Origin of the sequence: Polaribacter staleyi (genome assembly GCF_038024045.1) — a bacterium.
Taxonomy (GTDB): Bacteria; Bacteroidota; Bacteroidia; order Flavobacteriales; family Flavobacteriaceae; genus Polaribacter; species Polaribacter butkevichii.
In genome coordinates, this window is record NZ_CP150665.1 from 2,332,829 (window position 1) to 2,355,625 (window position 22,797).

At 31.0% G+C, this 22,797-nt stretch carries 19 protein-coding genes; 9 read left to right on the forward strand and 10 right to left on the reverse strand.

The window, feature by feature from the left end; all coding sequences use genetic code 11:
• The first annotated feature begins 47 nt into the window (after window positions 1–47).
• Genes WHD07_RS09940 through WHD07_RS09950 form a run of 3 tightly spaced genes read left to right on the forward strand, consistent with a single transcriptional unit; the run spans window position 48 to window position 1,340 of the window.
• Window positions 48–626 carry a DUF2975 domain-containing protein gene (locus tag WHD07_RS09940; RefSeq protein WP_343328261.1) on the forward strand — a complete coding sequence of 193 codons (579 nt, stop codon included), beginning with the start codon at window positions 48–50 and terminating at the stop codon, window positions 624–626.
• A 2-nt stretch (window positions 627–628) separates the two neighbouring features.
• Entirely contained in the window at window positions 629–1,132 is a 504-nt protein-coding gene (locus WHD07_RS09945) for a DUF2975 domain-containing protein (protein WP_343328262.1), read from the forward strand.
• Between the two features lies 1 nt (window position 1,133).
• On the forward strand, window positions 1,134–1,340 hold the full coding sequence (locus tag WHD07_RS09950; RefSeq protein WP_147111921.1) for a helix-turn-helix domain-containing protein: 207 nt from the start codon (window positions 1,134–1,136) through the stop codon (window positions 1,338–1,340).
• Window positions 1,341–1,555: 215 nt separating this feature from the next.
• Here WHD07_RS09950 and WHD07_RS09955 read toward each other — a convergent pair whose 3' ends face one another.
• Window positions 1,556–4,057: a S9 family peptidase gene (locus WHD07_RS09955; protein ID WP_343328263.1), complete on the reverse strand. Its 2,502-nt coding sequence runs from the start codon at window positions 4,055–4,057 to the stop codon at window positions 1,556–1,558.
• Between the two features lie 100 nt (window positions 4,058–4,157).
• Entirely contained in the window at window positions 4,158–4,607 is a 450-nt protein-coding gene (locus WHD07_RS09960) for a nucleoside deaminase (RefSeq protein ID WP_343328264.1), read from the reverse strand.
• A 65-nt stretch (window positions 4,608–4,672) separates the two neighbouring features.
• Between WHD07_RS09960 and dxs the strand changes: the two genes are divergently transcribed.
• A complete protein-coding gene (dxs, locus tag WHD07_RS09965; protein ID WP_343328265.1) occupies window positions 4,673–6,439 on the forward strand; it encodes a 1-deoxy-D-xylulose-5-phosphate synthase in 1,767 nt (588 codons plus the stop codon).
• 57 nt (window positions 6,440–6,496) lie between these two features.
• Here dxs and WHD07_RS09970 read toward each other — a convergent pair whose 3' ends face one another.
• The 3 genes from WHD07_RS09970 to WHD07_RS09980 form a co-directional block, all read right to left on the reverse strand.
• Window positions 6,497–9,952, reverse strand: a complete 3,456-nt coding sequence (locus WHD07_RS09970; protein WP_343328266.1) for a T9SS type A sorting domain-containing protein — start codon at window positions 9,950–9,952, stop codon at window positions 6,497–6,499.
• A 17-nt stretch (window positions 9,953–9,969) separates the two neighbouring features.
• Window positions 9,970–10,305 carry a hypothetical protein gene (locus WHD07_RS09975; RefSeq protein WP_343328267.1) on the reverse strand — a complete coding sequence of 112 codons (336 nt, stop codon included), beginning with the start codon at window positions 10,303–10,305 and terminating at the stop codon, window positions 9,970–9,972.
• Between the two features lie 126 nt (window positions 10,306–10,431).
• Complete coding sequence (locus WHD07_RS09980) at window positions 10,432–11,769, reverse strand: deoxyguanosinetriphosphate triphosphohydrolase (RefSeq protein WP_343328268.1); 1,338 nt, start codon at window positions 11,767–11,769, stop codon at window positions 10,432–10,434.
• A gap of 179 nt (window positions 11,770–11,948) precedes the next feature.
• Here WHD07_RS09980 and WHD07_RS09985 point away from each other — a divergent pair, with 179 nt between their 5' ends.
• A complete protein-coding gene (locus WHD07_RS09985; protein WP_343328269.1) occupies window positions 11,949–12,389 on the forward strand; it encodes an META domain-containing protein in 441 nt (146 codons plus the stop codon).
• Between the two features lie 6 nt (window positions 12,390–12,395).
• The gene (gene nhaA / locus WHD07_RS09990) at window positions 12,396–13,706 is read left to right on the forward strand and encodes a Na+/H+ antiporter NhaA (protein WP_343328270.1); all 1,311 of its coding nucleotides are present in this window, start codon (window positions 12,396–12,398) and stop codon (window positions 13,704–13,706) included.
• Window positions 13,707–14,022: 316 nt separating this feature from the next.
• Here nhaA and WHD07_RS09995 read toward each other — a convergent pair whose 3' ends face one another.
• Both WHD07_RS09995 and WHD07_RS10000 read right to left on the reverse strand, forming a co-directional pair.
• Window positions 14,023–15,804 (reverse strand): ribonucleoside-diphosphate reductase subunit alpha, encoded by a 1,782-nt coding sequence (locus WHD07_RS09995; RefSeq protein ID WP_343328271.1) that lies wholly within the window; start codon window positions 15,802–15,804, stop codon window positions 14,023–14,025.
• Window positions 15,805–15,807: 3 nt separating this feature from the next.
• Complete coding sequence (locus WHD07_RS10000; protein WP_105049912.1) at window positions 15,808–17,082, reverse strand: ribonucleotide-diphosphate reductase subunit beta; 1,275 nt, start codon at window positions 17,080–17,082, stop codon at window positions 15,808–15,810.
• Between the two features lie 401 nt (window positions 17,083–17,483).
• Here WHD07_RS10000 and WHD07_RS10005 point away from each other — a divergent pair, with 401 nt between their 5' ends.
• Window positions 17,484–17,675 (forward strand): cold-shock protein, encoded by a 192-nt coding sequence (locus tag WHD07_RS10005; protein WP_036825331.1) that lies wholly within the window; start codon window positions 17,484–17,486, stop codon window positions 17,673–17,675.
• Between the two features lie 91 nt (window positions 17,676–17,766).
• Window positions 17,767–18,795, forward strand: a complete 1,029-nt coding sequence (locus tag WHD07_RS10010) for a COX15/CtaA family protein (protein WP_343328272.1) — start codon at window positions 17,767–17,769, stop codon at window positions 18,793–18,795.
• 353 nt (window positions 18,796–19,148) lie between these two features.
• Here WHD07_RS10010 and WHD07_RS10015 read toward each other — a convergent pair whose 3' ends face one another.
• Complete coding sequence (locus WHD07_RS10015) at window positions 19,149–19,571, reverse strand: molybdenum cofactor biosynthesis protein MoaE (RefSeq protein ID WP_158840185.1); 423 nt, start codon at window positions 19,569–19,571, stop codon at window positions 19,149–19,151.
• A gap of 137 nt (window positions 19,572–19,708) precedes the next feature.
• On the opposite strand from WHD07_RS10015, the gene WHD07_RS10020 reads away from it, so the two are divergent.
• The gene (locus WHD07_RS10020; RefSeq protein ID WP_105049909.1) at window positions 19,709–19,984 is read left to right on the forward strand and encodes a DUF3817 domain-containing protein; all 276 of its coding nucleotides are present in this window, start codon (window positions 19,709–19,711) and stop codon (window positions 19,982–19,984) included.
• 69 nt (window positions 19,985–20,053) lie between these two features.
• Here WHD07_RS10020 and WHD07_RS10025 read toward each other — a convergent pair whose 3' ends face one another.
• Both WHD07_RS10025 and WHD07_RS10030 read right to left on the reverse strand, forming a co-directional pair.
• Window positions 20,054–20,296: a MoaD/ThiS family protein gene (locus WHD07_RS10025; RefSeq protein WP_343328273.1), complete on the reverse strand. Its 243-nt coding sequence runs from the start codon at window positions 20,294–20,296 to the stop codon at window positions 20,054–20,056.
• Between the two features lie 13 nt (window positions 20,297–20,309).
• Window positions 20,310–22,778: a DUF5686 and carboxypeptidase regulatory-like domain-containing protein gene (locus WHD07_RS10030; protein WP_343328274.1), complete on the reverse strand. Its 2,469-nt coding sequence runs from the start codon at window positions 22,776–22,778 to the stop codon at window positions 20,310–20,312.
• Between the last annotated feature and the right edge of the window lie 19 nt (window positions 22,779–22,797).

The following is a 22,797-nucleotide window of genomic DNA, read 5'->3' on the forward strand; positions in this document are numbered from 1 at the left end:
GTTTTTCGATAATTTTTATATATTTGCAATGTCAAATAAATAAAACTATGGAAAAAAATAAACTATTAAACATTGCTGTTGTTGTTTGTAAAAGCATTCGAGTAATTTACATTATTGTATTTATAATATTAACAGGAATCTTCATACATCTTCAAATTGATCCAGACACTTATAATAAAGCCAACTATAGTTTCCATAATAAAACTTCGGGGTTTAAAATTATTAAATCTAAGAGATGGAAAATTAGTTCTACAAAACTAGAAGACAAAGATGTATATACTATAGATAAAATATTAAAAACATCTTTATACATTAATTACCTTAAGCTTGTTGCTATATTACTTTTCATCTTTTTAGCTACTAAAGAGTTTCAAAAAATAATGCAATCTGTTAAGCATCTTAAAACATTTCAAAAAAACAACGTTAATTCATTCAGAAAAATAGGTAAATATATTTTTATGATTTTTCTATTATCGAGTTACGTAAAAGTAAATTTTCAACAAGGAGGATTTAGTAGTACAAATATTAATTTTACACCATTATTTTTAATGCTTATTGCATTTATTCTAGCAGAAATTTTTAAAGAAGGAAATTTATTGCAACAAGAAAACGATTTAACCATATAATTATGAGAAAATTAAACATATTAAAAGCTATTACAGACTTACTTTGGATACTCTCTATGCCCTTAGTCTTGGCAATTATTGGTTTTTCTATTGCAATATTCTTTGTTGATTTAGGAGAATTAAACATCAAAATAAATTCACTAAATTTTAATAATGATACTTTGCTATCAAAAACATTATTGGTTATCTCTGCATTAAACTATTTATTAATAATTGCCGCTTTATATTTTTTTAGAAAAGTATTAAATTACTTTGTAAGAGTTAAAATATTTGAAGAAAAAGTTATTGAATCTTTCAAAAAAACAGGGAATCTATTATTGATTTCTGGAATTATTTCTCTCACAATTTCTATGATTAATAGATATTATTTTCAAGAAAAAATAACTTTAGAGTTTGGATTAAATCAACATTTAGTAATTATCTGTTTAGGCTTGTTCTTTTTAGTTTTAAGCGAAGTCTTTAAAATTGCAAAGAATCAAAAACAAGAAAACGACTTAACAATATAATATGGCAATCATTGTAAATTTAGATGTAATGCTTGCCAAACGCAAAATGCGGAGTAAAGAATTGGCAGAAATTATTGGCATTACTACCGCAAACTTATCAATCTTAAAATCTGGTAAAGCAAAAGCAGTTCGTTTTTCTACTTTAGAAGCAATTTGTAAGGCTTTAGATTGTCAACCTGCAGACATTTTAGAATATACAGAAGATTAAACATCTCGATACAATTTTGCAAAAAAGCAAAATTACTCGATGTGACACCCTAAATATAAAACGAATACGAACTGTCAGTTGGATTGGTTTTTCTAACGAAGGAAGAAAAATTGTATCGAGAACTATTCAAATAAAATAACAGCATAAAAAAACTCCGAATTTTCATTCGGAGTTTTTTAAAAATAAGTTCTCGATTGCGCTCGAACTGACAAATATTACTTATTCATTGGCTTATCTAAATTCATATACATAAAATCTACATCTGTAGCTTCTTTACCTAACAAATACTTACTAAAATGATCTGCTCTTAACCAGAAAGAATACTCTGTCATACTTCCAAAACCATGTCTTTGCCCTGGCATAATCATATATTTAAAACGTTTATGAGCTTTAATTAATTCGTTTGCCATTCTTATAGTTCCTGCAGGATTTACGTTATTATCCATATCTCCATGAATCAACATTAAATGTCCTTTTAAATTTTTTGCCAAAGATGGATTGGTGTCAATTTTATATTTATAAGAAATTTTTCCTTTCTCATCAATTTCTTCTTTAACCCCATGATGCGTTTCACTCCACCAAGAATTGTACACATTATTATCGTGATTTCCTGCAGATGAAACTGCTGCTTTAAAGAAATCTGGATAGACTAACATAGCTGCTGTAGACATAAATCCACCACCAGAATGACCGTAAATCCCTACTTTTTCTATGTCGATAAATTTATGTTTGTTTGCCAATTGTTGCGCTACATATTTTTTATCTGCCAAACCATAATCACGTAAGTTTCCGTAACCATAATTATGATACCATTTAGATCTGTCTGGATGCCCTCCTCTATTTCCTAAAGTAATCACCACAAAACCAACTTGCGCCATTCTATCTAATCGATCCATTCTGTAAGAAAAAGATTTATTTACCGCTTCTGTCTGTGGACCAGGATAAACATACTCTAATAAAGGATAAACCATAGTAGAATCCATATCAAAAGGCTTATACATTACTCCGTAAATATCCGTAATTCCGTCATCTGCTTTCACTTTAAACGTTTCTGGAAATTGATATCCCGATGCAAATAATTGCGATAAATCTGCCGTTTCTAAATCCATTATTTTACGTCCGTTAGCATCTCTAACTTCCGATTTTGGTACGGTATTTACTCTAGAAAAGTTGCTTACAAAATACTGATTAGAATCTGCCATACTTGTGCTTGCTGTAAAATCTCCCGGGTTTAATGTTTTCAATCCCGTTCCGTTTAAATTAATTTTATAAGTATGTGCATAATACGGATCTTGCTTTTTATTTACTCCGTTAGCAGAAAAATACAAGGTTCTTGTACTTTCATTTAAACCTTCAAAATTGGCCACATGATAATCACCTTCTGTAACTTGGTTCTTTAAGTTTCCTTCTGAATCATATAAATAAAAATGTGCCCAACCATCGCGTTCTGCCCAATGCAACATTTCTTTTTCATTGTTCAATAAAATTAACGGACGTGCTTCTATATACGTATTAAAACGCTCTTCAATTAAGGTTTTGTAGGCTCCTGTATTTATATCAGCAACATTAATATCATACTTTTTACGATCTCTAGAAATAACACTGAAGTATACTTTTCCTTTTTTAGATAGTAATAATGATGGTCTAAAATCATCATCTCTACTAGATTGTTTTCTTGGGGCTCTAAAAACAGAAATACTTTGTTGCTTAATTGTATCTAAAGGTACTTTTACATGCGTTTTTGTAGGAATATCAAAAATTAATAATTCAGATTTATAATATTCTTGTTCTCCGGGCATATGATATTTATAGGTTTCTAAGGTTGGTCTTTTTTTACCTGTAGAATTAATTACCCACAAATCTTTAATATGTCTAGCATCTGATTTTTGAAAAACAAACTTCTTAGAATCGTGAGACCAAACACCACTAACTCCGTTTCTTTTATCCTTATCTTTTTCTTTATCAACATTATCTTTTCCTCTAGAACCACCTCCGTAGCCATAGTTTTCTTCACCATCTTTAGTCCATTGGTTTTCTACAACTGTACTATCTTTTTCATTTTTAATAAACTTTTTAAAGTTTATTTTATCCATCCAATACAAATTATAATTCTTAGAATACAAAACAATAGAACTATCTGGTGCAATGTTTGCCCACTTTTTCCAGTCTTCTTTTTCTTTCTTTAAATTATCTATAATTGTTAAACCATTTCCACCTAATTTATATTCTAAATGGTAGACTTTTTTCTCCATTTTAGGTTTCTTACTTTTTACTTTTTTTGATGATACAGAGTCTTTTTTTACCTCTTTTTTATCATCAATAACTTCAACTTCTTCTGTAGATGTTACTCTAAAACGAATAGCGTTTTCTGCTTTATTAAATTTAAAGCTAAAACGTGGTAAGTGTTTTGCATCGTAAGGATCTTTAGTGATTTCTGTTAACCACTTTGCCATCTTTACATTATCAAAAAGGGCTTTTTTAGATTTCTTATCTGCATCTACTAAATAATAATTAGAACCTTCGGATGTTTTATAAGCATACCAAAAGCGATTTCCTTTTTTTAACCAATGTGGACTTACCGTTGTAGAGTGTACCATTTTAGCCAAATTTTTTGGAGAATATTTAGCAGCTGCTCTGTAATTGGGGACTGGCGTATCTTGTGCTGTAATTACTGAAACAGCAAAAAAGAACAAGAATAAAAGTAAGATTTTTTTCATATAGGAATAAAGTTTGAATTAATTCTTGTAAAGTTTCTTTAAAACAACTTATCCCACAAGTTTTTAAGATTTTTTTATTAAATATTTAACAATATTAAAATTAATTTAAGTTCCGTTTTTCAACAAAAAAACGTTTTAAGAGCTGAGCACATTCATTTTCTAAAATACCTGCTACCACTTTTGTTTTTGGATGCAACGTAGTATTTAAATTCTTAAATCCTCTTTCTGGTTCTGATGCTCCATAAACAATCTTACCAATTTGTGCCCAATAACTGGCACCAGCACACATTTGGCAAGGCTCTAACGTAACATATAACACACACTCTTTTAAATACTTTCCTCCTAAAAAATCAGCAGCAGCCGTAAAAGCTTGCATTTCCGCATGGGCAGTTACATCATTTAAGGTTTCCGTTAAATTGTGTGCTCTTGCAATAATCTGATCTTTAAAAACAATGATTGCTCCAACTGGCACTTCACCTTTATCAAAGGCAATTTCAGCTTCTTGCAAAGCTTTTCTCATAAAATAAGTATCGTCAAAAGGTTGAATCATTGCCATTAATTTAAGTTTTCAATATTACAAAAACTTTTTGACGCCAAAATCGTACTTTTGCCTTTATGACAAATAATTTGTTGAAAAATATATCAAACCCAGAAGATTTACGAAAGTTAAATCCGGAACAATTACCTCAACTCGCTAAAGAATTGAGAGATTTTATTATTGATATCGTGTCTACAAAAGAAGGCCATTTGGGTGCTAGTTTGGGCGTTGTAGAACTAACCATTGCCTTGCATTATTTGTTTGATACGCCTAATGATTTATTGGTTTGGGATGTTGGGCACCAAGCATACGGACATAAAATTTTAACCGGAAGAAAAGACGTTTTTCATACCAATAGACAACTTGGTGGCATTGCGGGTTTTCCTTCAAGAAAAGAAAGCGAATTTGATGCTTTTGGCGTTGGGCATTCCTCTACCTCTATTTCTGCAGCTTTAGGAATGGCAATTGCATCTAATATTAAAGGAGCAACAGAAAAACACCATATTGCCGTTATTGGAGATGCTTCTATTGCCAGCGGAATGGCTTTTGAAGCGTTGAATCACGCAGGGGTTTCTAAAGCAAATTTACTCATCATTTTAAATGATAATGCTATTGGAATCGACCCTTCTGTTGGGGCTTTAAAAGAATATTTAACAAAGGTTAAAACTGATAAAAGACTTGCTGTACAAAACAATATTATAAAAGCATTAAATTTTGATTATTCAGGACCAATTGACGGACATGATTTACCTAAAATCTTATCAGAATTAGAACGATTAAAAGATGTAAAAGGTCCAAAGTTTTTACATGTAATTACTACAAAAGGAAAAGGTTTACAGCAAGCTGAAGAAGACCAAGTAACGTATCACGCACCCGGAAAATTTGATAAAATTTCTGGTGAACGATTAAAAATAGCCAAAAGTTTATATACAAAGTATCAAGATGTTTTTGGACAAACAGTTGTAGAGTTAGCTTCTAAAAACAAAAATATTGTAGGGATTACACCTGCTATGTTAACAGGTGGTTCTCTAAAATTTATGCTAGAAAAATATCCTAAAAGAACTTTTGATGTGGGTATAGCAGAACAACATGCGGTAACTTTAGCTGCAGGTATGGCAACACAAGGTTTGGTGCCTTTTTGCAATATTTATTCTACATTTTTACAACGTGCATACGATCAAGTAATTCATGATGTTGCCTTGCAAAACTTGCCCGTTATTTTTTGTTTAGACAGAGCTGGTTTGGTTGGCGAAGATGGAGCAACACATCATGGTGTTTTCGATTTGGCGTACTTGCGTTTAATTCCTAATTTGATTGTTTTTGCTCCAAGAAATGAAATTGAATTGCGTAATATTTTATACACTGCTCAATTAGGTTTAAAAAACCCAATTGCCATTCGATACCCAAGAGGAACAGGTACTATTATCGACTGGAAAAAACCTTTTGAAAAAATAGAAATAGGCAAAGGAGTTTGCATACAAGAGGGCAATAAAACAGCCATTTTATCTATAGGAACTATTGCTAAAAATGTTTCCGAAGCTTTAGAGTTGATGGATAATTCTGATAAATTATCTCATTATGACATGCGTTTTGTAAAACCTTTGGATGAAAACTTATTACATCAAATATTTAAAAAATATACAACGATTTTTACGGTTGAAGATGGCACTGTAAAAGGTGGTTTTGGTAGTGCTATTTTAGAGTTTGCATCCCAGAATAATTATCAACATAAAATAAAAATATTAGGTATTCCTGATGCCTTTATAGAACATGGAAGTGTTTTAAAGCTTCAGCAAAAACTTGATTTAGACGCTCATAGTTTATCCGAAGCATTTAAATTATAATCATAAAAAAAAAGACGCTAAATAGCGTCTTTTTTTACACCTAGAAAGTAGAGTAAACTACTCAATTACTATTTTACTCGAAGCTTTTTTATTGTTTCCATCAATAAGGTTTACAATATAAACTCCTGCATTTAAACTCACAGAAATTTCTTGTTTACCGTTTGATGTAAAATCGACTTCTTTAGCATATACTTTTTTACCGTTAAGACTAAAAATATCCATTTTGGCTTTTCCTAAAGAATTTTTAGCTTGTACAGTAAAGTTTCCTTTAGAAACCGTAGGATAAATTGCAAATACCTGATTACCTGCTAAAACATCGGCTACAGAAGCGGTAGCTGTATTCTTATTTATCGACTGAATAGCCCAACCATAAGAAGATGCTCCTGGATCTGAAACTAAACTAAACTTAAAAACAACCGTATCTCCAATTGCAAAGCCTTTATCTGTTAACACAATGTTTTGTTCTTTAAATAAAGCATCACTTCCCACCGCATCGGTTCCTTTATTAAATTCTGCTAACCATTCTGGAAATCTTCTTGCATCGTATTTATCTAATGTTTTCCAAGTAATTAAATCGGTAGAAGCTTCAATTAAAACATAATCATAAAACTGAGTTAAGTCTGTTAGATCATCTGTATATGGCTCTACAATAGCAAAATCTTCATACCTAAAATCTTTATTATCTTCTGAAATTGTTAATGGTTTTTTTAACGCTACAGTATACGTGGTTGCGTTATTATAAGGATGCTTAGCGTTGTTTAACACTAAACTAGACACGTTATCATCTAAATTATTTATTGTAAAATCTGACTTATAAGAAAAAATATCTGAATCTTGAAACTCTGTAATTTCTATAGAAGTAGCTGCATCATCATAATCGATTACTAAAAACTCTTGATTATTAATTGGGGTTTCTAGATTATTTGTATCATCAAAAACCTGAATACCTAGTTGATGATATCCTTCTGCCAAATCTATTGTTTCATAAGAATACGTTACACCAGCAGAAAAATCTTGTATTACTTCTGCTTGCTCTATACCATCTATAAATATTTTAACTCTGTTTACATCATCTGTTGGTATTTTATAACTAACAACAGTTTGTAAGCTTTCAATCTCTTTTTGTTGTGTATCGGCTTGTGCAAACTCTAAATATCCTGGTAATGTGTACGTATTTAAATCAGAAATAGTTGCAGACCACACCCCTCTACCATAAGTAGAAATTACAACCTGATCATTTACTACTTTCATGTCATAAACCGCTACTGCTGGTAAATCTGTAATCATGCTCCAACTTGTCCCTCCGTTTTCTGTTTGAAAAAGACCAATATCTGTACCTGCCCAAATAATATCTTTGTTAAAAGGCATTTCTAAAACACTATGAACTGCTACATCCGGAAAACCAGTATTTGCTCCTGTTTCAAATCCTGTAATATCACTCCATGTTACTCCTAAATCTTCAGTTTTTAAAATTTTTGGTTCCCCTTGATTTGAAAAAAGTGCATAGGCTCTATTTTTTTCGGTATAAGAGGTTGCTATACCAGAAATATATGCGTTAAGAGAACCATTAGGATTGTTATAACTACCTGCATTGGTAAACGATTGTCCGTTATCTTTAGAAACATGTAACACATAACTACCACTCTCTGTCATTGCAGCTCCAGCCCAAACAATATTTGGGTCTGCTGTAGATACTTTTACATTTAAAGCACTTGAAGTACTTGGTGCGTAATTAGAAACTATAGGTATTAAACTCCAGGTTGCTGCAAAATCTGTAGAACGATAAACCCCATTCCCTGAAATAGCAAAAACTACATCAGGATTGTTATTTGCATTTGTTATTTTTGTGTAAAATATTGGCTCTTCTTCTAAAGATATCTCTCCTTCATAGTTAAAATTAACATATCTACCAATTCTATTGTTTTGAGAAGAAACAATAAAATCTCGAGGATTATCATAATGCCAAATAACTTCAAAACCATCTCCACCAAAAACACTTATGTATGTTTTATCTTCAGTAGCATCATCTCCTAAAGATACCCAACAACCATTATCTTGGGCACCTGCCAAATAATTATCAGCCCCATTTTGTTTGGCTGCACCATAAAATTGAGTACTATTTTTACCTCCTACAGCTTCAGACCAATCTCCTTCTGTGGCTCCAGAGTCTTGCTTCATCGTTGAGCTATAAATACCACCATCATTTGCTAATAAAATTCTAAACGTTTCATTTTCTCCTAAAATAGCAGATAATCCATGTTGATCTACATGAATATCCGTGTTTATTTGGGAGCTATCATAACCAGAAGCTATAGAAGTAGCAGTAAATGTACTTCCAGAAACCGTTACTTTAAAGACGGCAACACCACCTACATAAAAAATATTTGCATCATAAGGATGTGCCATTATTACATTATCATACCAACCTTGGTCTGTTAGCAAGTTTTTATTAGTATCTATAGAAGTAAGGTTTGTAAAAGAGGCTCCTTGATCTCTAGAAACATAAAAATCTGTATTAACACCTACAGTTGCTCCAGAATTGCTAAAAACACTTAAAAAAATAGTATTTGAATCTACAGGCGATACAGCTGTTTCAAATCTTCTATGATTTTCGTTAAAATCTGCACGATCAAAAACAATGGTCCACGTAACACCTCCATCTGTACTTTTTACCAAACCTAAAGAGCTTACAGAACCATATTGAATATTAAAATTAGAAGGATCTGCATCTAAATCTTGTACTGTAAAAGAACCATCAATTGGAAAACTATATGTTTTCACCCAAGAAGTACCTCCGTCTGTAGTTCTATAAATCCCCTCAGTGGTACCGATTAAAACATTCATATCATCCAAAGGATTTATAATGATTTTTCCTACATCACCAAAACCGGTGGTTGCCACTAAACTCTGCCAAGTAGCACCACCATCTATTGTTTTATATACGCCAGTACCTCCAATTGCACCTAAATTACCAAAAGGCTCTCCAGTCCCCACGTATAATACATTAGGATTTGTTTGACTAATGACAATGGTAGAAGTTGCTAGATTAGGTATTTTAAAATCGGTTAGTACAGACCAAGTTACTCCTGCATCTTCCGTTAACCAAACACCACCACCAACACTACCTACAAACCATCTATTAGCATTATTAGGATCTACAGCAATACCTCTAGATCTTCCAGGAACATTGCTAGGACCTCTTTCTTTAAAAACAGGAGAAATAGCGCTAGCATTACCTTTTTTAAATGCTTTTTGTTTTGCTTTATTATATTCTTCTATAAGGTATCCTTTTTTATAAGTAGAATTCTCTTCATCGATTCCTTTTCTTATCTGTTTTTGATAATCGGCAATCTTTTCAATTCCTTTTTTATGAACCCCTTCTGTCTTTTTTTCTTTCTTAATTTTATTAAAATTATTCTTTATAGACCTTTCTTTTTCTTTTTGCTGGCATCCAACTAAAAGAAGGGATGATAAAAATACGGATCCAACAATTGATAAATATTTTTTTTTCATTTTCATAGTTTTTTCGGTTAGTTAATTTTTATAGTAGTATATCTCTTTTTTTTCGGTGTGTTTTCTTCTATAATTACATCATTTTCTTTTTCTATCATACCAATATAAGGTGTACATTTTAAAGAACTTTCATCTAACCACTCCATTTTCTCCCCAATAAAAACACCTTTTTTTAACTCCTTTTTTGTTTTTACATCCAGCACCTGATAATTGAAAGTAATTACAGGATTTTTAGTAGTTACATAATTTAAAATCAATAATTTAGATTTATTTTGATTATAAATTTCTTTAACAACTTTGTGGTCATTAAAGGTTATAATCTCATCCTTTTTTTTACTGTTATTTTTATTCACTTGGTTTGATTTGCAGAAGAAAAATAAACTAGAAATCAACATTAAAAAAAATAATCGTATCGTTTTGTTTAACATAGCATATGGTTTTTTTAAAAACAAGTTTAGTGGTTTTCTTCAATATGGAATTTAAATTGTATTTCCTGTTATTTTTTTATGCATTCTAATGGCATAACTATCAGACATTCTAGAAACATAACTACAAACATGCATAATTCTATGATACAAGTTATTGGTTTCTGTTTGATATTCTTTTGGTAAAAGGTTTAACACCAAACTATCAAAGTTAGATGGATTTCCTTCAAATTTATTATTTAATGCCGATACAAAAACATCTAACAAATCGGCAATAATTCTATAACCAGCCACCTCTTTTTCTATAACTTCTGTGCTTTTATAAATTTTATCAATACTTAATTTAATAATGTCGTTAATTTGTGCCTCGTACTTACATTTTTCTAATAAAGACTTCTCAAACGTTCCGTTTAAAATAGCTTCTTCATTTGCCAAGAAAATAGTTACAGCTTCATTAATTAAAACACCAATTGCCAAAGCTCTTAAGTAACTTATTCTGTCTGTTTTATGTTGTAAAGAATGGTATTTTTTAATATCAATAGTATCTTTTACCAACTTAATCATGTACTCTAAAGCAAACTCTTCTTCTATTAAACCAAGATTAATTCCGTCTTCAAAATCTATAATTGTATAACAAATATCATCTGCCGCTTCTACTAAATATGCCAATGGATGTCTATAAAAAGAGACTGCAGAGGCAGATTTTTGCTTCATTCCTAAATCTTCTACCACTTCTAAAAACGCATTCTTTTCAGATTGAAAAAACCCATATTTTTTATCTACAATATGATTTGTTGGTTTTTTAGGAAGACTTTCTTTAGGATATTTTAAGAAAGCACCTAACGTTGCATAACTTAAACGCAAACCACCAGAAATGCCTTCTCTAGATTCTGTTAAAATTTTAAATCCGTTTGCATTTCCTTCAAAATCTATTAAATCTTGATATTCTATAGCTGTTAATTCTGCTTTATATTTTGCGCCTTTTCCGGTTTTAAAATACTCTCCAATTGCTTTTTCTCCAGAATGCCCAAAAGGCGGATTTCCAATATCGTGCATTAAAGAAGCAGTACCTACAATGGCACCAAAATCGTTAAAAGTATATCCTAAATTAGATAAATGAGGATGACGCTCTAACAACACCTTTCCTACTCGTCTTCCCAAGGTTCTTCCTACCACAGAGACCTCTAGACTGTGTGTTAAACGTGTGTGTACAAAATCGGTTTTAGACAACGGAATTACCTGTGTTTTGTCTTGTAAACTTCTAAATGCAGATGAAAATATAATTCTATCAAAATCTACATCAAAACCCAAACGAGTTTCATCTTGTGCTATTCTTTCGCGTTTTTGCGTATCTCCAAAGCGTTTTAAAGAAAGGAGTTGTTCCCAGTTCATTATGTATGAATTATAAAGTTTGATGTGTAAAAGTACAAACTATTATTTTGGATTGATAAAAGCAAAGAAAAAACAATACAAACCAATTTTAGTCTTTAAATTTTATGAAGACTTTAATAATTTTAAATTTACTATGTTGACAAGTAAAAGTATATTTATTTTTTAACAAAAAATCAAATATGAAAGCTAAATTAATACTATTCTACTTAATACTAATAACCGCAATGAGTTGTAGTTCTGTACAAAAAAAAAGTAATGATTCTTTTGATACTGCTATCACAGGAAAATACTGGAAACTAAAATCCTTAGAAGGAAAAGAAGTTAAAATGAATGAAAACCAAGAACGTGAAATTTTTATCACATTAAAAACTCAAAATAATAGGGTAACTGGTTTTGCGGGCTGTAATTCCGTTTCTGGAGAATTTACCCTAGAAGAGGGTAACCGAATTAAATTTAGCAAATTAGTATCTACTAGAATGTTTTGCCCTAATACAGATGAACCTGCATTTTTAAAGGTTTTAAACTTAGCCGATAATTATACTGTAAAAGACGATGTATTGTCTTTAAATGTAGGACGAAGGGCGCCTTTAGCAATTTTTGAAGCTGTTTATTTTAATTAAAATTCTATGATAAAAAAAGTATTTGTTACACCGTTTCAAAAGTTTATAAAAATTGAAGGCTTTAGTGGTATTCTATTATTATTAAGCACTGTAATTGCCTTAATTTGGGCAAATTCTAGCTTTGGCGATAGTTACACTTCTCTTTTAGAGTATAAAATTGGAGTTACCGGAGAAAATTTTGAGCTAAAAAAACCGCTTATATTATGGATTAACGATGGCTTAATGGCTATTTTCTTCTTTTTAATTGGTTTAGAAATTAAAAGAGAAGTGTTAATTGGCGAATTAAATTCAATTAAAAAAATAGCTTTCCCGCTATTTGGAGCTATCGGAGGTGTAATTGCGCCTGTTGCCCTATTTATGCTTTTAAATCAGAACCCAGACACCTTTAAAGGTTGGGGAATACCCATGGCCACAGATATTGCTTTTTCTTTAGCTGTATTAAACTCTCTAGGAAAAAGAGTCCCTTTAAGTTTAAAAATATTTTTAATAGCCTTTGCCATTGTAGATGATATTGAAGCTGTTTTGGTGATTGCCATTTTTTATAGTGGTGCCATTAAAACCACCTTATTATTTATAGGTTTGGGCTTACTAGCTGGTTTATACTTGTTGTCTTACAAAGGGTATTACTCTAAATTTATTATGTTTTTTACCGGAATAATCGTTTGGGTATTGTTCTTAAAATCTGGAGTACACCCAACTGTAGCAGGTATTTTATTAGCTTTTTCTGTACCGATAAGACAAAAAATAGAAACTGCCACATTTTTATCTCAATTAGAAAATATTTACAATGATATTAAAAATGCAACGGTATTAAAAAAACCTATTTTATCTAATGCTCAAATAGAACATATGGACGAATTAGAAGATTGGAGCCACAAGTTTCAGTCTCCATTACAGCATTTAGAACATAGTTTACATGGTTGGGTTGCCTATTTTATCATTCCTGTTTTTGCATTGGCAAATGCGGGTGTTTTAATAGACAGTTCTGTTGGTATAGAAGTGCCGTTGGTTATAAATATTATCCTTTGTTTGGTGTTAGGAAAAGGATTAGGGATTCCGTTAGTTGTTTTACTTGCAGAGAAATTAAACTTGGTTCAAATTCCTGATGATGTTAGTGTAAAACAAATTTTTGGCGTTTCGTTTATTGCAGGTATTGGTTTTACAATGGCTATTTTTATTGCTAGTTTGGCCTTTACCTCATCACCAGAATACATTAGTTCTGCAAAAATAGGAATTCTTTTAGGCTCGCTTATTTCTGCCGTAATTGGGTACTTTATTTTAAGAGCAAGTGCTAAGGTTGAAGTTATTAATGAGTGATAAATCTCTTATTAAATAGTTTATAAATAGAAAAAGAGAAGCTTAAGGTTTCTCTTTTTTTGTTGTCAACCTGAATTTATTTCAAGTTCTTATAACGTTTTAATATTACTGAGTTGAGATACTGAAACAAGTTCAGCATGAAAGTTGACTGCATTCTCTAAAAGCATCTAAATAGGTTTAGCCCAGATTGAACGGTCTGTTTGAGCTCTTTTTTGCCATTTTTTTTTGGCAAAAAAAGCGAGTAGTGAAAGCTGGAAATAGCTACAAAAAAAAAGAGAAGCCTTTCGACTTCTCTTATCTTTATTTCTGATACTAATTAACCTTCGCAACTAGCACATTCTTTCTTTTGTTTAAACTTCTGTGCAGCATTCATACTGTGTTGGTAATACATAGATTTTACACCTAATTTCCAAGCATTAATATATACTGCATTTACATCTTTAATTGGCATATCTGGATGCACCATAATATTGATAGATTGCCCTTGATCTATATGGTTTTGTCTGTTTGCCGCTTGATATACAATTACATTTTGATCTATTTCTGAGTACGTTTTAAAAACGTCTTTTTCTGCTTCTGTTAAAATATCTAAATGTTGTACAGAACCATCGTTATCTCTAATACTTTTCCAAACATCTGATGTATTGTGCCCTTTTTCTTCTAAAAGTTTTTCTAAAATTGGGTTCTTAATAGTTGTTTTAATCTTAGCGATATCTTTTACATAAATATTAGACCAAATTGGCTCTATACCTTGTGATACTTGTCCTAAAATAAATGCTGATGATGTAGTTGGTGCAATTGCATTTAAGGTTGCATTACGTCTGCCATATCCTTTTAAAACTTCTGGTTCTCCATACATTTTTGCCATCTCTTCTGATGCTTTGTATGATTTTTCTTTAATTACTTTAAAGATTTCACTGTTTAAAGAATATGCTTCTGCACTATCAAAGGCCAACATTTTAGATTGTAATAAAGAGTGCCATCCTAAAGCACCTAAACCTAATGCTCTATTTTCTCTTGCAAATTTATAGGCTTTTTCCATAAAACGAAACGTAAACTGATCGTCTCTATCTGCAGAATCTCTATATACTTCTAACTTATTGATAAATTCTTGCATTACTGCATCTAAGAAATATGCCAATGTTTCTACTGCATCTGTATCTTTCCACTCGTCATAATGCACTAAATTAATAGATGACAAACAACATACAAAAGACCAATCTTCATTAGATGGTAACATGATTTCTGTACAAAGATTACTTGCATAAATTTCGTGGTTTTTGTCTTTGTAAACATCTACCGTTCCGTTATTTGCGTTGTCTCTAAAAAGTATATAAGGGTATCCTATTTCTCCTCTTCTTTGTAATATTTTAGCCCAAATACTTCTCTTTTCTACATCTCCATCAATCATTTCTTGCATCCATTGGTCACTTACAGTAACACCATGGGTTAATTCTTGAATTGGATTTCCTTCTGTTCCTATTTCTAAAAACTCTTTAATATCTTTATGATCTACTGGTAAATATGGAGAAAAACGACCTCTTCTTACCGAACCTTGACTTACAACATCAACCATTTTTTCGAACAATTGCATAATGTGTACAGACCCTGACGATGAACCATTATTTTTTACATCTGCTCCTCTTTCTCGTAACTTACCAAAATAACCAGACGTTCCGCCTCCTAATTTAGACATCATACCAACTTCTGATTGAGAGAATAAAATATCTCCCATATCATCTGCAACATGACTTCCAAAACAACTAATAGGCAAACCTCTTTTTTTACCAAAGTTAGACCAAACTGGCGATGCTAAAGAATAATATCCGGCAGCCATGTATTTGTAAAACTTATCAGAAAAACCTTTAATTTTTAAAATCCCTTCTGCATTGTCTGCTATTTCTCGTATTCTTTCTTCTGGAGTTGTGTTTCCTGTTAAATACCCAGACTCTAAAAATTTACGACTATTTTCTGTTAGCCATGTAATTTCTGGTTCCTTAGTATCTTTAAGCATTTCTTTCCTAGCGGCGTTTCTTGCTTGAATTAATTTTTCGTGTTCTGTTAATTTTGATGTGGTGGTTGTCTCGTTCAGGTTCATAATTTAAAATAGGTCGTCGCTAGTTATACTTTTAGTTCTTTTACTGTAGTTGATAGATCTTTTTACAAAGAAATCACCATGTTTGGTTCCAATAATTTCATCATCAAACCAATCAGTTTCTTTTAATAATACTTGGTCTACATCAAATACTTTTGATATACCAATACTCTCTAAAGAATTATTAAATCTATTTTTAATAAATTCTTTAATAACGTTCTTAGGAAGAAAATCTAATTCTCCTTTTTCAAAAATCCAGTCTATAATTTTACTTTCAGAAAGAAAGGCTTCTTTACAAGTTTCTTGCACCAATAAATTATTACCTTCATCAAACCAATCTGGGTTTTCTTCTTTTATAATTTTAATAAGATCAATACCAAAATCTCCATGAATTTGCTCTTCTTTAGAAGTAGCTTCTACCACATTAGAAATACCTTTTAAAACATTTTTATGCTTATTAAAGGCCATGATAATTAAAAACTGAGAAAATAAAGATACGTGCTCTATAAATAGAGAAAATAAAATGATAGATTCAGAAAACTCTTGGTTATCTTCACTATTTACATTTTTTAACGCGCCTTCTAAATAGTTAACACGCTTCATTATAATAGGATTTTTCTTTAAGTTTTTAAACTCATTATTTAATCCTAAAATTTCTAATAAATGAGAATACGCATCATGATGACGTACTTCACTCTCTGCAAATGTTGCACCAACAGAACCAATTTCTGGCTTCGGCATTTTTTTATAAATGTCTCCCCAAAAAGTTTTAACAGCTACTTCTATTTGAGAAATGGCTAACATGGTATTCTTTATAGCATTTTGCTCTACATCAGTAAGAATTGCTTTAAAATCTTGTATATCGCTTGTGTAATTAAATTCTGTATGTATCCAATAAGAGTGTCTAATAGCATCTACATATTCTCCTAAAGCAGGATAATCGTAAGGTTTTAAGTTTATCCTTTTCTCAAAAATATTAGGCTTTCTACTTCTTGTTTGTTCATCTCTATATAAAATGTACGCCTTTGCCACATCATGAAAAGGGCTGTCCATTAATTTATACTCTACAATATCCTGAACCTGTTCTACCGTGGGTGTATAATCGGGTTCATTTAACCTTCTTTCTAATAAAGTACCATGTACAATGTTAGAAATTGCAATAGCGTCGTTTCTAGAGCCATTATTTACAGTAAGCATTGCTTTTTCAATAGCATTAATAATTTTCTCTAACTCAAAAGTGGTTCTTTCAGAGTCTCTTTTTATGATGTGCGTAATCTCCACGGTAAATTGGTGTTATTTGAAGGTTAATTTGTTGTTAAGAACAAGTCTTACAAAGATTGCTTTTTTTGTTCCAAAAAGAAAGTTATACTTATTCACAAATCCCTTGAAGTTTTTAACAATAGCCGTTTTTTTTTCAAGTTTAAAGAAAAATAACGCTTTTTCAATTAAATGAAAATCAATACCTTAAAACATAAAAAACGGCTAAGTCATTGCTACTGTTGACATTCTTAAAATACTGCTAACAAAGAATTATTATGACCTTTTTGCACCCACAATTTTCATTTTTAAAACCTCATTTTTTTATAAAAAAAAGTAAAAAAATTATTTAAAACAGCAATTAGGTAAAACCAATTAATATAATCTTATATTTGCAGTATTATTAACATTTATATTATATTATTTTGAAAAAAGGAACAGTAAAATTCTTCAACGAATCTAAAGGATTTGGATTTGTAACAGAAGATGATTCAAACACAGAGTACTTTGTACATGTATCAGGATTAATTGACGAAATTAGAGAAGGTGACGCAGTAGAGTTCGACCTTAAAGAAGGTAGAAAAGGTTTAAATGCAGTAGACGTTAGAGTTATCTAATTCTATTCTTTTAAATTTTTTAAAAAGAACAAGTCGCTTATTTTTTAAGCGGCTTTTTTTTGTCTTATTTTTGCAGAAATAATATTCTTTTATGAAAAGTAGATTTCCAAAAACCGTACAAATTGCTATCATATCTGTCTACTTAATTTTTTTAGCAGGTGCTGTTGTTAGAATGACTGGTTCTGGAATGGGCTGTCCCGATTGGCCTAAATGTTTTGGCTATTATATTCCGCCAACCTCAGAAGAACAAATTACTTGGAAACCAAATACCGAATTTAAAAAAGGATTTATCATCATTAAAGATGAAGCTTTATATGTTGCAGAACACACCGTTAAAACGGATTCTGAATTTAAAATTGATAATTGGAAAAAATATACCAAACACGATTACGCTAAATTTAATAAATACCACTCTTGGACAGAATACATTAACAGGTTAAGTTCTGTTTTAGCTGGTTTTGTTTTCTTATTCCTTATATACTGGGCCACAAAATTCTGGAAAACAAACAAACGCGTTCCGTTATTAGCTTACACAGCATTCTTTTTAATGTTGGTAGAAGCTTGGTTAGGAAAAACAGTGGTAGACACCAATTTAAAACCAACAATTATTACCATTCACATGGTAATAGGCTTAATTATTATTGCACTTTTATTACAATTAAAATTTATTACTTCGGATAAAAAAAAGACCTACACTTACAATTCACTCTTTAGTAAATTACTAATTGTTTCTGCTGCTTTTTCTTTGATACAAATTGCAATGGGTACCCAAGTAAGACAATTTATAGACGAACAAGTAAAACTTTACGGTTTCGAAAACAAAGATTATAGTTTAATGAATCCGAGTTTTAAATTCTATTTTCACAGATCCTTTACCATAGCAATTGTACTAATTAATTTAGCTTTATTTTATCTAAATCAGGCAAAAAACCTAGGCTACAAACTTGTAAATTGGGTAGTTGGTTTAATTTTCTTAGAAACCATTACAGGTATTTTAATGTATTATGCAGAATTTCCTTTAGGCACACAAGCAACACATTTATTGGCGGGTGCTATTTTATTTGGATTGCAGTTTTACTTATGGATCCAGAGCAGAAAGGCAGAAAGTAGTAAGCAGTAAGCAAGTAAAAATACTTCCACAAGCCACAATCTGGCAATCATTAAAAGTTACCCGCTAGCGCGAGCGTCCCGCTCGTGCAAACACCAATAACATGCGGAGAAATTTCCACGAACTTATTCTACAATGTTTTAAGAAAAGGTACGAGCGAGACGCTCGCAACAGCATTGGCTAAAAATACCTCCACAAGCCCCCGCTAGCGCGAGCGTCCCGCTCGTGCAAACACCAATAACATGCGGCGTAATTTCCACGAACTTATTCTACGATGTTTTAAGAAAAGGTACGAGCGAGACGCTCGCAACAGCATTGGCTAAAATTTTTGACTGCAAACTGAATACTGAGAACCGCCAACTAAATTACGGATGTGCATTTACCCAAACCTCACCATCTGCAAAGTATTCTTTTTTCCAGATTGGCACTGTTTCTTTTAGGGTATCAATAGCAAACTCACAAGCTTCAAAAGCGGCTTTTCTATGTTTAGAAGAAGTTGTTATAATTACAGGAATTTCACCAACCTGCAACATTCCTTCTGCATGATGAATGGCTATTTTTTTAATATCGAATTTCTCTAAAGCCAAATCTGCAATTTTTTGCATTTCTTTAATTGCCATTGGTTTGTAAGTAGAAAAATCTAATTGCAACACCTCTTTTCCTTGTGTATCATTTCTAACAGTACCTACAAATGCAGAAATTCCGCCACAAGCATCATCTTCTACAAAATTGTAACATTCTTGTAAATCTAATTTTTCTGATGTAATTTTTATTGAAGTTCTTTCCATTCATCAACAAAAATAGGAAAACAAAATTGTATTTTCGCAAAAATAAATGAAACGTCATCACGAGGAGTTTTCCACGAAGTAATCTCTTAATTTAAACAGATTACTTCACTTTGTTCGCAATGATTAATACCTATAAAATGAAAAACATCTTTAGACTTGTAAGCATCTTAGAAGGGATTTCTTACTTATTATTGTTATTTATAGCAACACCAATTAAGTATATTCAAGGTGATGCAACTTATGTAAAAATGTTAGGAATGCCTCATGGTATTCTTTTTATGTTGTATGTAGTTTTAGCGATTGTAATTAAAAAAGAAATGAATTGGAGTAACAAAACTTTAGGAATTGTTTTAGTTGCCTCTGTAATTCCTTTTGGTACTTTTTATATTGATAAAAAATATTGTCAAAAATAAGTATCTCTATTTTTTCAGAAAATCATACAAGCTTGTTTCTTCCCTTCGAGGTATAAAAAACAGGCTTTTTTACCCTCCGCTAACTGGCGGAATTACAGCAATTACATCGCCTTCTTTTAAGGCTAACTCATCTGCAGCATAACTTTCATTTACGGCAATAGCATAAGAATTGATATTTTTTAACTGCAGATATTCTTCCTTCAAAAAATTCTTAAAACCTACAACTGTTAAAGCATCAGCAATTTCTAAATCTAAATTTGAAGCACCTACTAAATCTGTTGTAATCCCAAAAAAAAGTATTTGAATTTTCATCTTTCAAAAATAATTAAAACATACTCAATCGAAACAACAAACCGTTACTTTTAATTCCTGCATGAAAAGATTTTACATAATCAACCCTTAAAAAACGCCATTTACCAAAACCAATGTTATCTAAACCTACAGAATATTCTGTATACGGTTTTTTATCGGCCATAATTAACGTTTTTGCTCCACCTACTAAGTGGAAATTCAATTTATTTAGCAACGGTATTTTACCTAAAAAAGCCCCTTTAAAATTATGTTCTATATGCGCTTCTGCATACCTATCATTTGTATAAAATTTATAATACTCTAACAACCCAAAACTATTTAACTCTCCATCTAAAGGAAATAGCAAACGATTTCCATTAGCTTGCAACAAATCCATAAAAGGAATATTTTTCTTTTCTAAAAAAACACCTCCTTTTACATTATACACAAACTTTCCGTAATTTCCGGCATCAATATCTTGCCTCACATTAATACGAAACAAATCTGAATTCAACTCAGAGTTAGCCGCTTCAAACTTTTTAGTATAGGTAACACTAACAGTCGGAAATTTAGGATTACCTACATTAAATTTACTATTTGGATAAGACAAATACTTCTGCCCAAAAACAAAAGTCCCTTTTACATTTAGAGTCGCCATTTTGTGCGCTGTAAATGCTGCATTATCAAAATCGTTTCTATCTAAAGGATTATTAGATTTATAGCCTCCATTATTATCTTTCGAAGCAAACGAATAATCTGTAGTATTAAATAAAGGCTTTCTATTTGCGTATTCTAAAGATGATGACAGATAAAAACCATTTTTAATTTCTTCGGAATAACTTATTTTAGCAAACTCTTTTTCATAAATCTTTAAATAATTTAACCTTCTTACTAAAGAACTAATAGTATTATTTAACTTCATGATAGGATTCCTATCATTAAACTGAGCAGTAGTAACTCCCCCAGAAATAGTCATTCTTGGTCTCGAAATATCATTCCATTTTTTTGTAAAAAAGAAGGTTGATCTTAAGCGTTTTTCTGATAAACCATAATTAGCTTTCACACCTGCCTTCCACCATTTTCCTTTATCATTTTGTTCTTTAAAAAAACTCACCCCTAAAGAGGTGTTAAAACCTTGCACGGTATTAAAGCTAAAATCATCTATTAAACCATCATAAGAAACAGACCATTTTTTATAAGAATTTCGATGAGTATACCCCATTATTGGTGATAATAAATTAAACTTATTTTGCTTTTTATCTACAGAATCTAAATGCTTTTTAGATTTCCGAACAAGTTTTAAACTGTCTTTAAATTTATAATCTGATGTTTCTTCTAACGTTAACGGAACCGGTCTTAAAGCATTCCAATACACCGTATCTTTTTCTGTTGCTTCTTTTTCAAAGGATAAAACCTCATTAGTAAAAGTATCTTTATGATACGTAGGGTTAAAATTATAATCGGAATATCCAGAAGAAAAGCGTCCATCTAACTTAAAACCAAAAGCATTTACTTTAAAATCGATACTCTGACTAATTAAAACCCAAGCATCATTTTCTTCAGAATGATTATAGTTCTGTTTTAGATACAAAACATCTACAATAGGAATATTTACTTGTGCTCCGGTTACCGAAACATCTGCACCGTATAAAGCCCAATCATCTTCTACAATATATAAAGAACCATTAAAAACTCGGTCATTCTTTCTTTTCGGGATGATTTTTATTTTGTTGATTTGTTTTCCGCTTTTTTCATAAAAAGTACCTTCTAATTGATATTTGTAATAACTAAAAGCATTGGTAGAAATTGGCGAAATTAAATCGTTACCAAACTCAACACTATTATTATAAAAATTGATATTGGCAGATTCTGCCCTATTAAAACTAATTCCGTTATCTTCTCCACTAACTTTAGAAGCAATAATTTTTTCTTTAAACTTTTTAGGTTTTTTCTGAAAATGGATTTCAGAAACAGTTTCCGAAAGATAAATAATTCCGCTTCTTGTTGAATCTAATCCACCACCAAAATCACCCAAACTCTGACCTAAAAATTTTTCTGGTGCATCCTTTATTTTATACAAACCACGAGAGTAAAATTTAGCCGTATACTTTGCGTACTTATCTGTATTTTTCTCTTTACTTGCAATTACATTTTTAATAATTCTATTTGCAGGATTGTCTTTCGTAGAAATAGAAAACTCAGCCAATTGCACATCTTCTTCTTCTAATTGCATATTTAATTCAAAAGGAAAAGTAGTAATATTCACTTCCTTTTTTACAGTTTTATACCCTAAAAACTGAAAAACGATGGTTTGCTTTCCTTTTTTAGAAACATTTAAAATATACTCTCCATTATCATTAGAAGTGGTACCTGTTACTGTTTTATTTAAATAAACACTCACAAAAGATAAAGGGTTGTTTTTGGCATCGGTAATCCTTCCTTTTACTTGAGATAGAGCCGTTAAAGAGGTAAAAAAAATGAGTAGAAAAGTAAAATATTTCATAACGTAATTTTGGTTGATA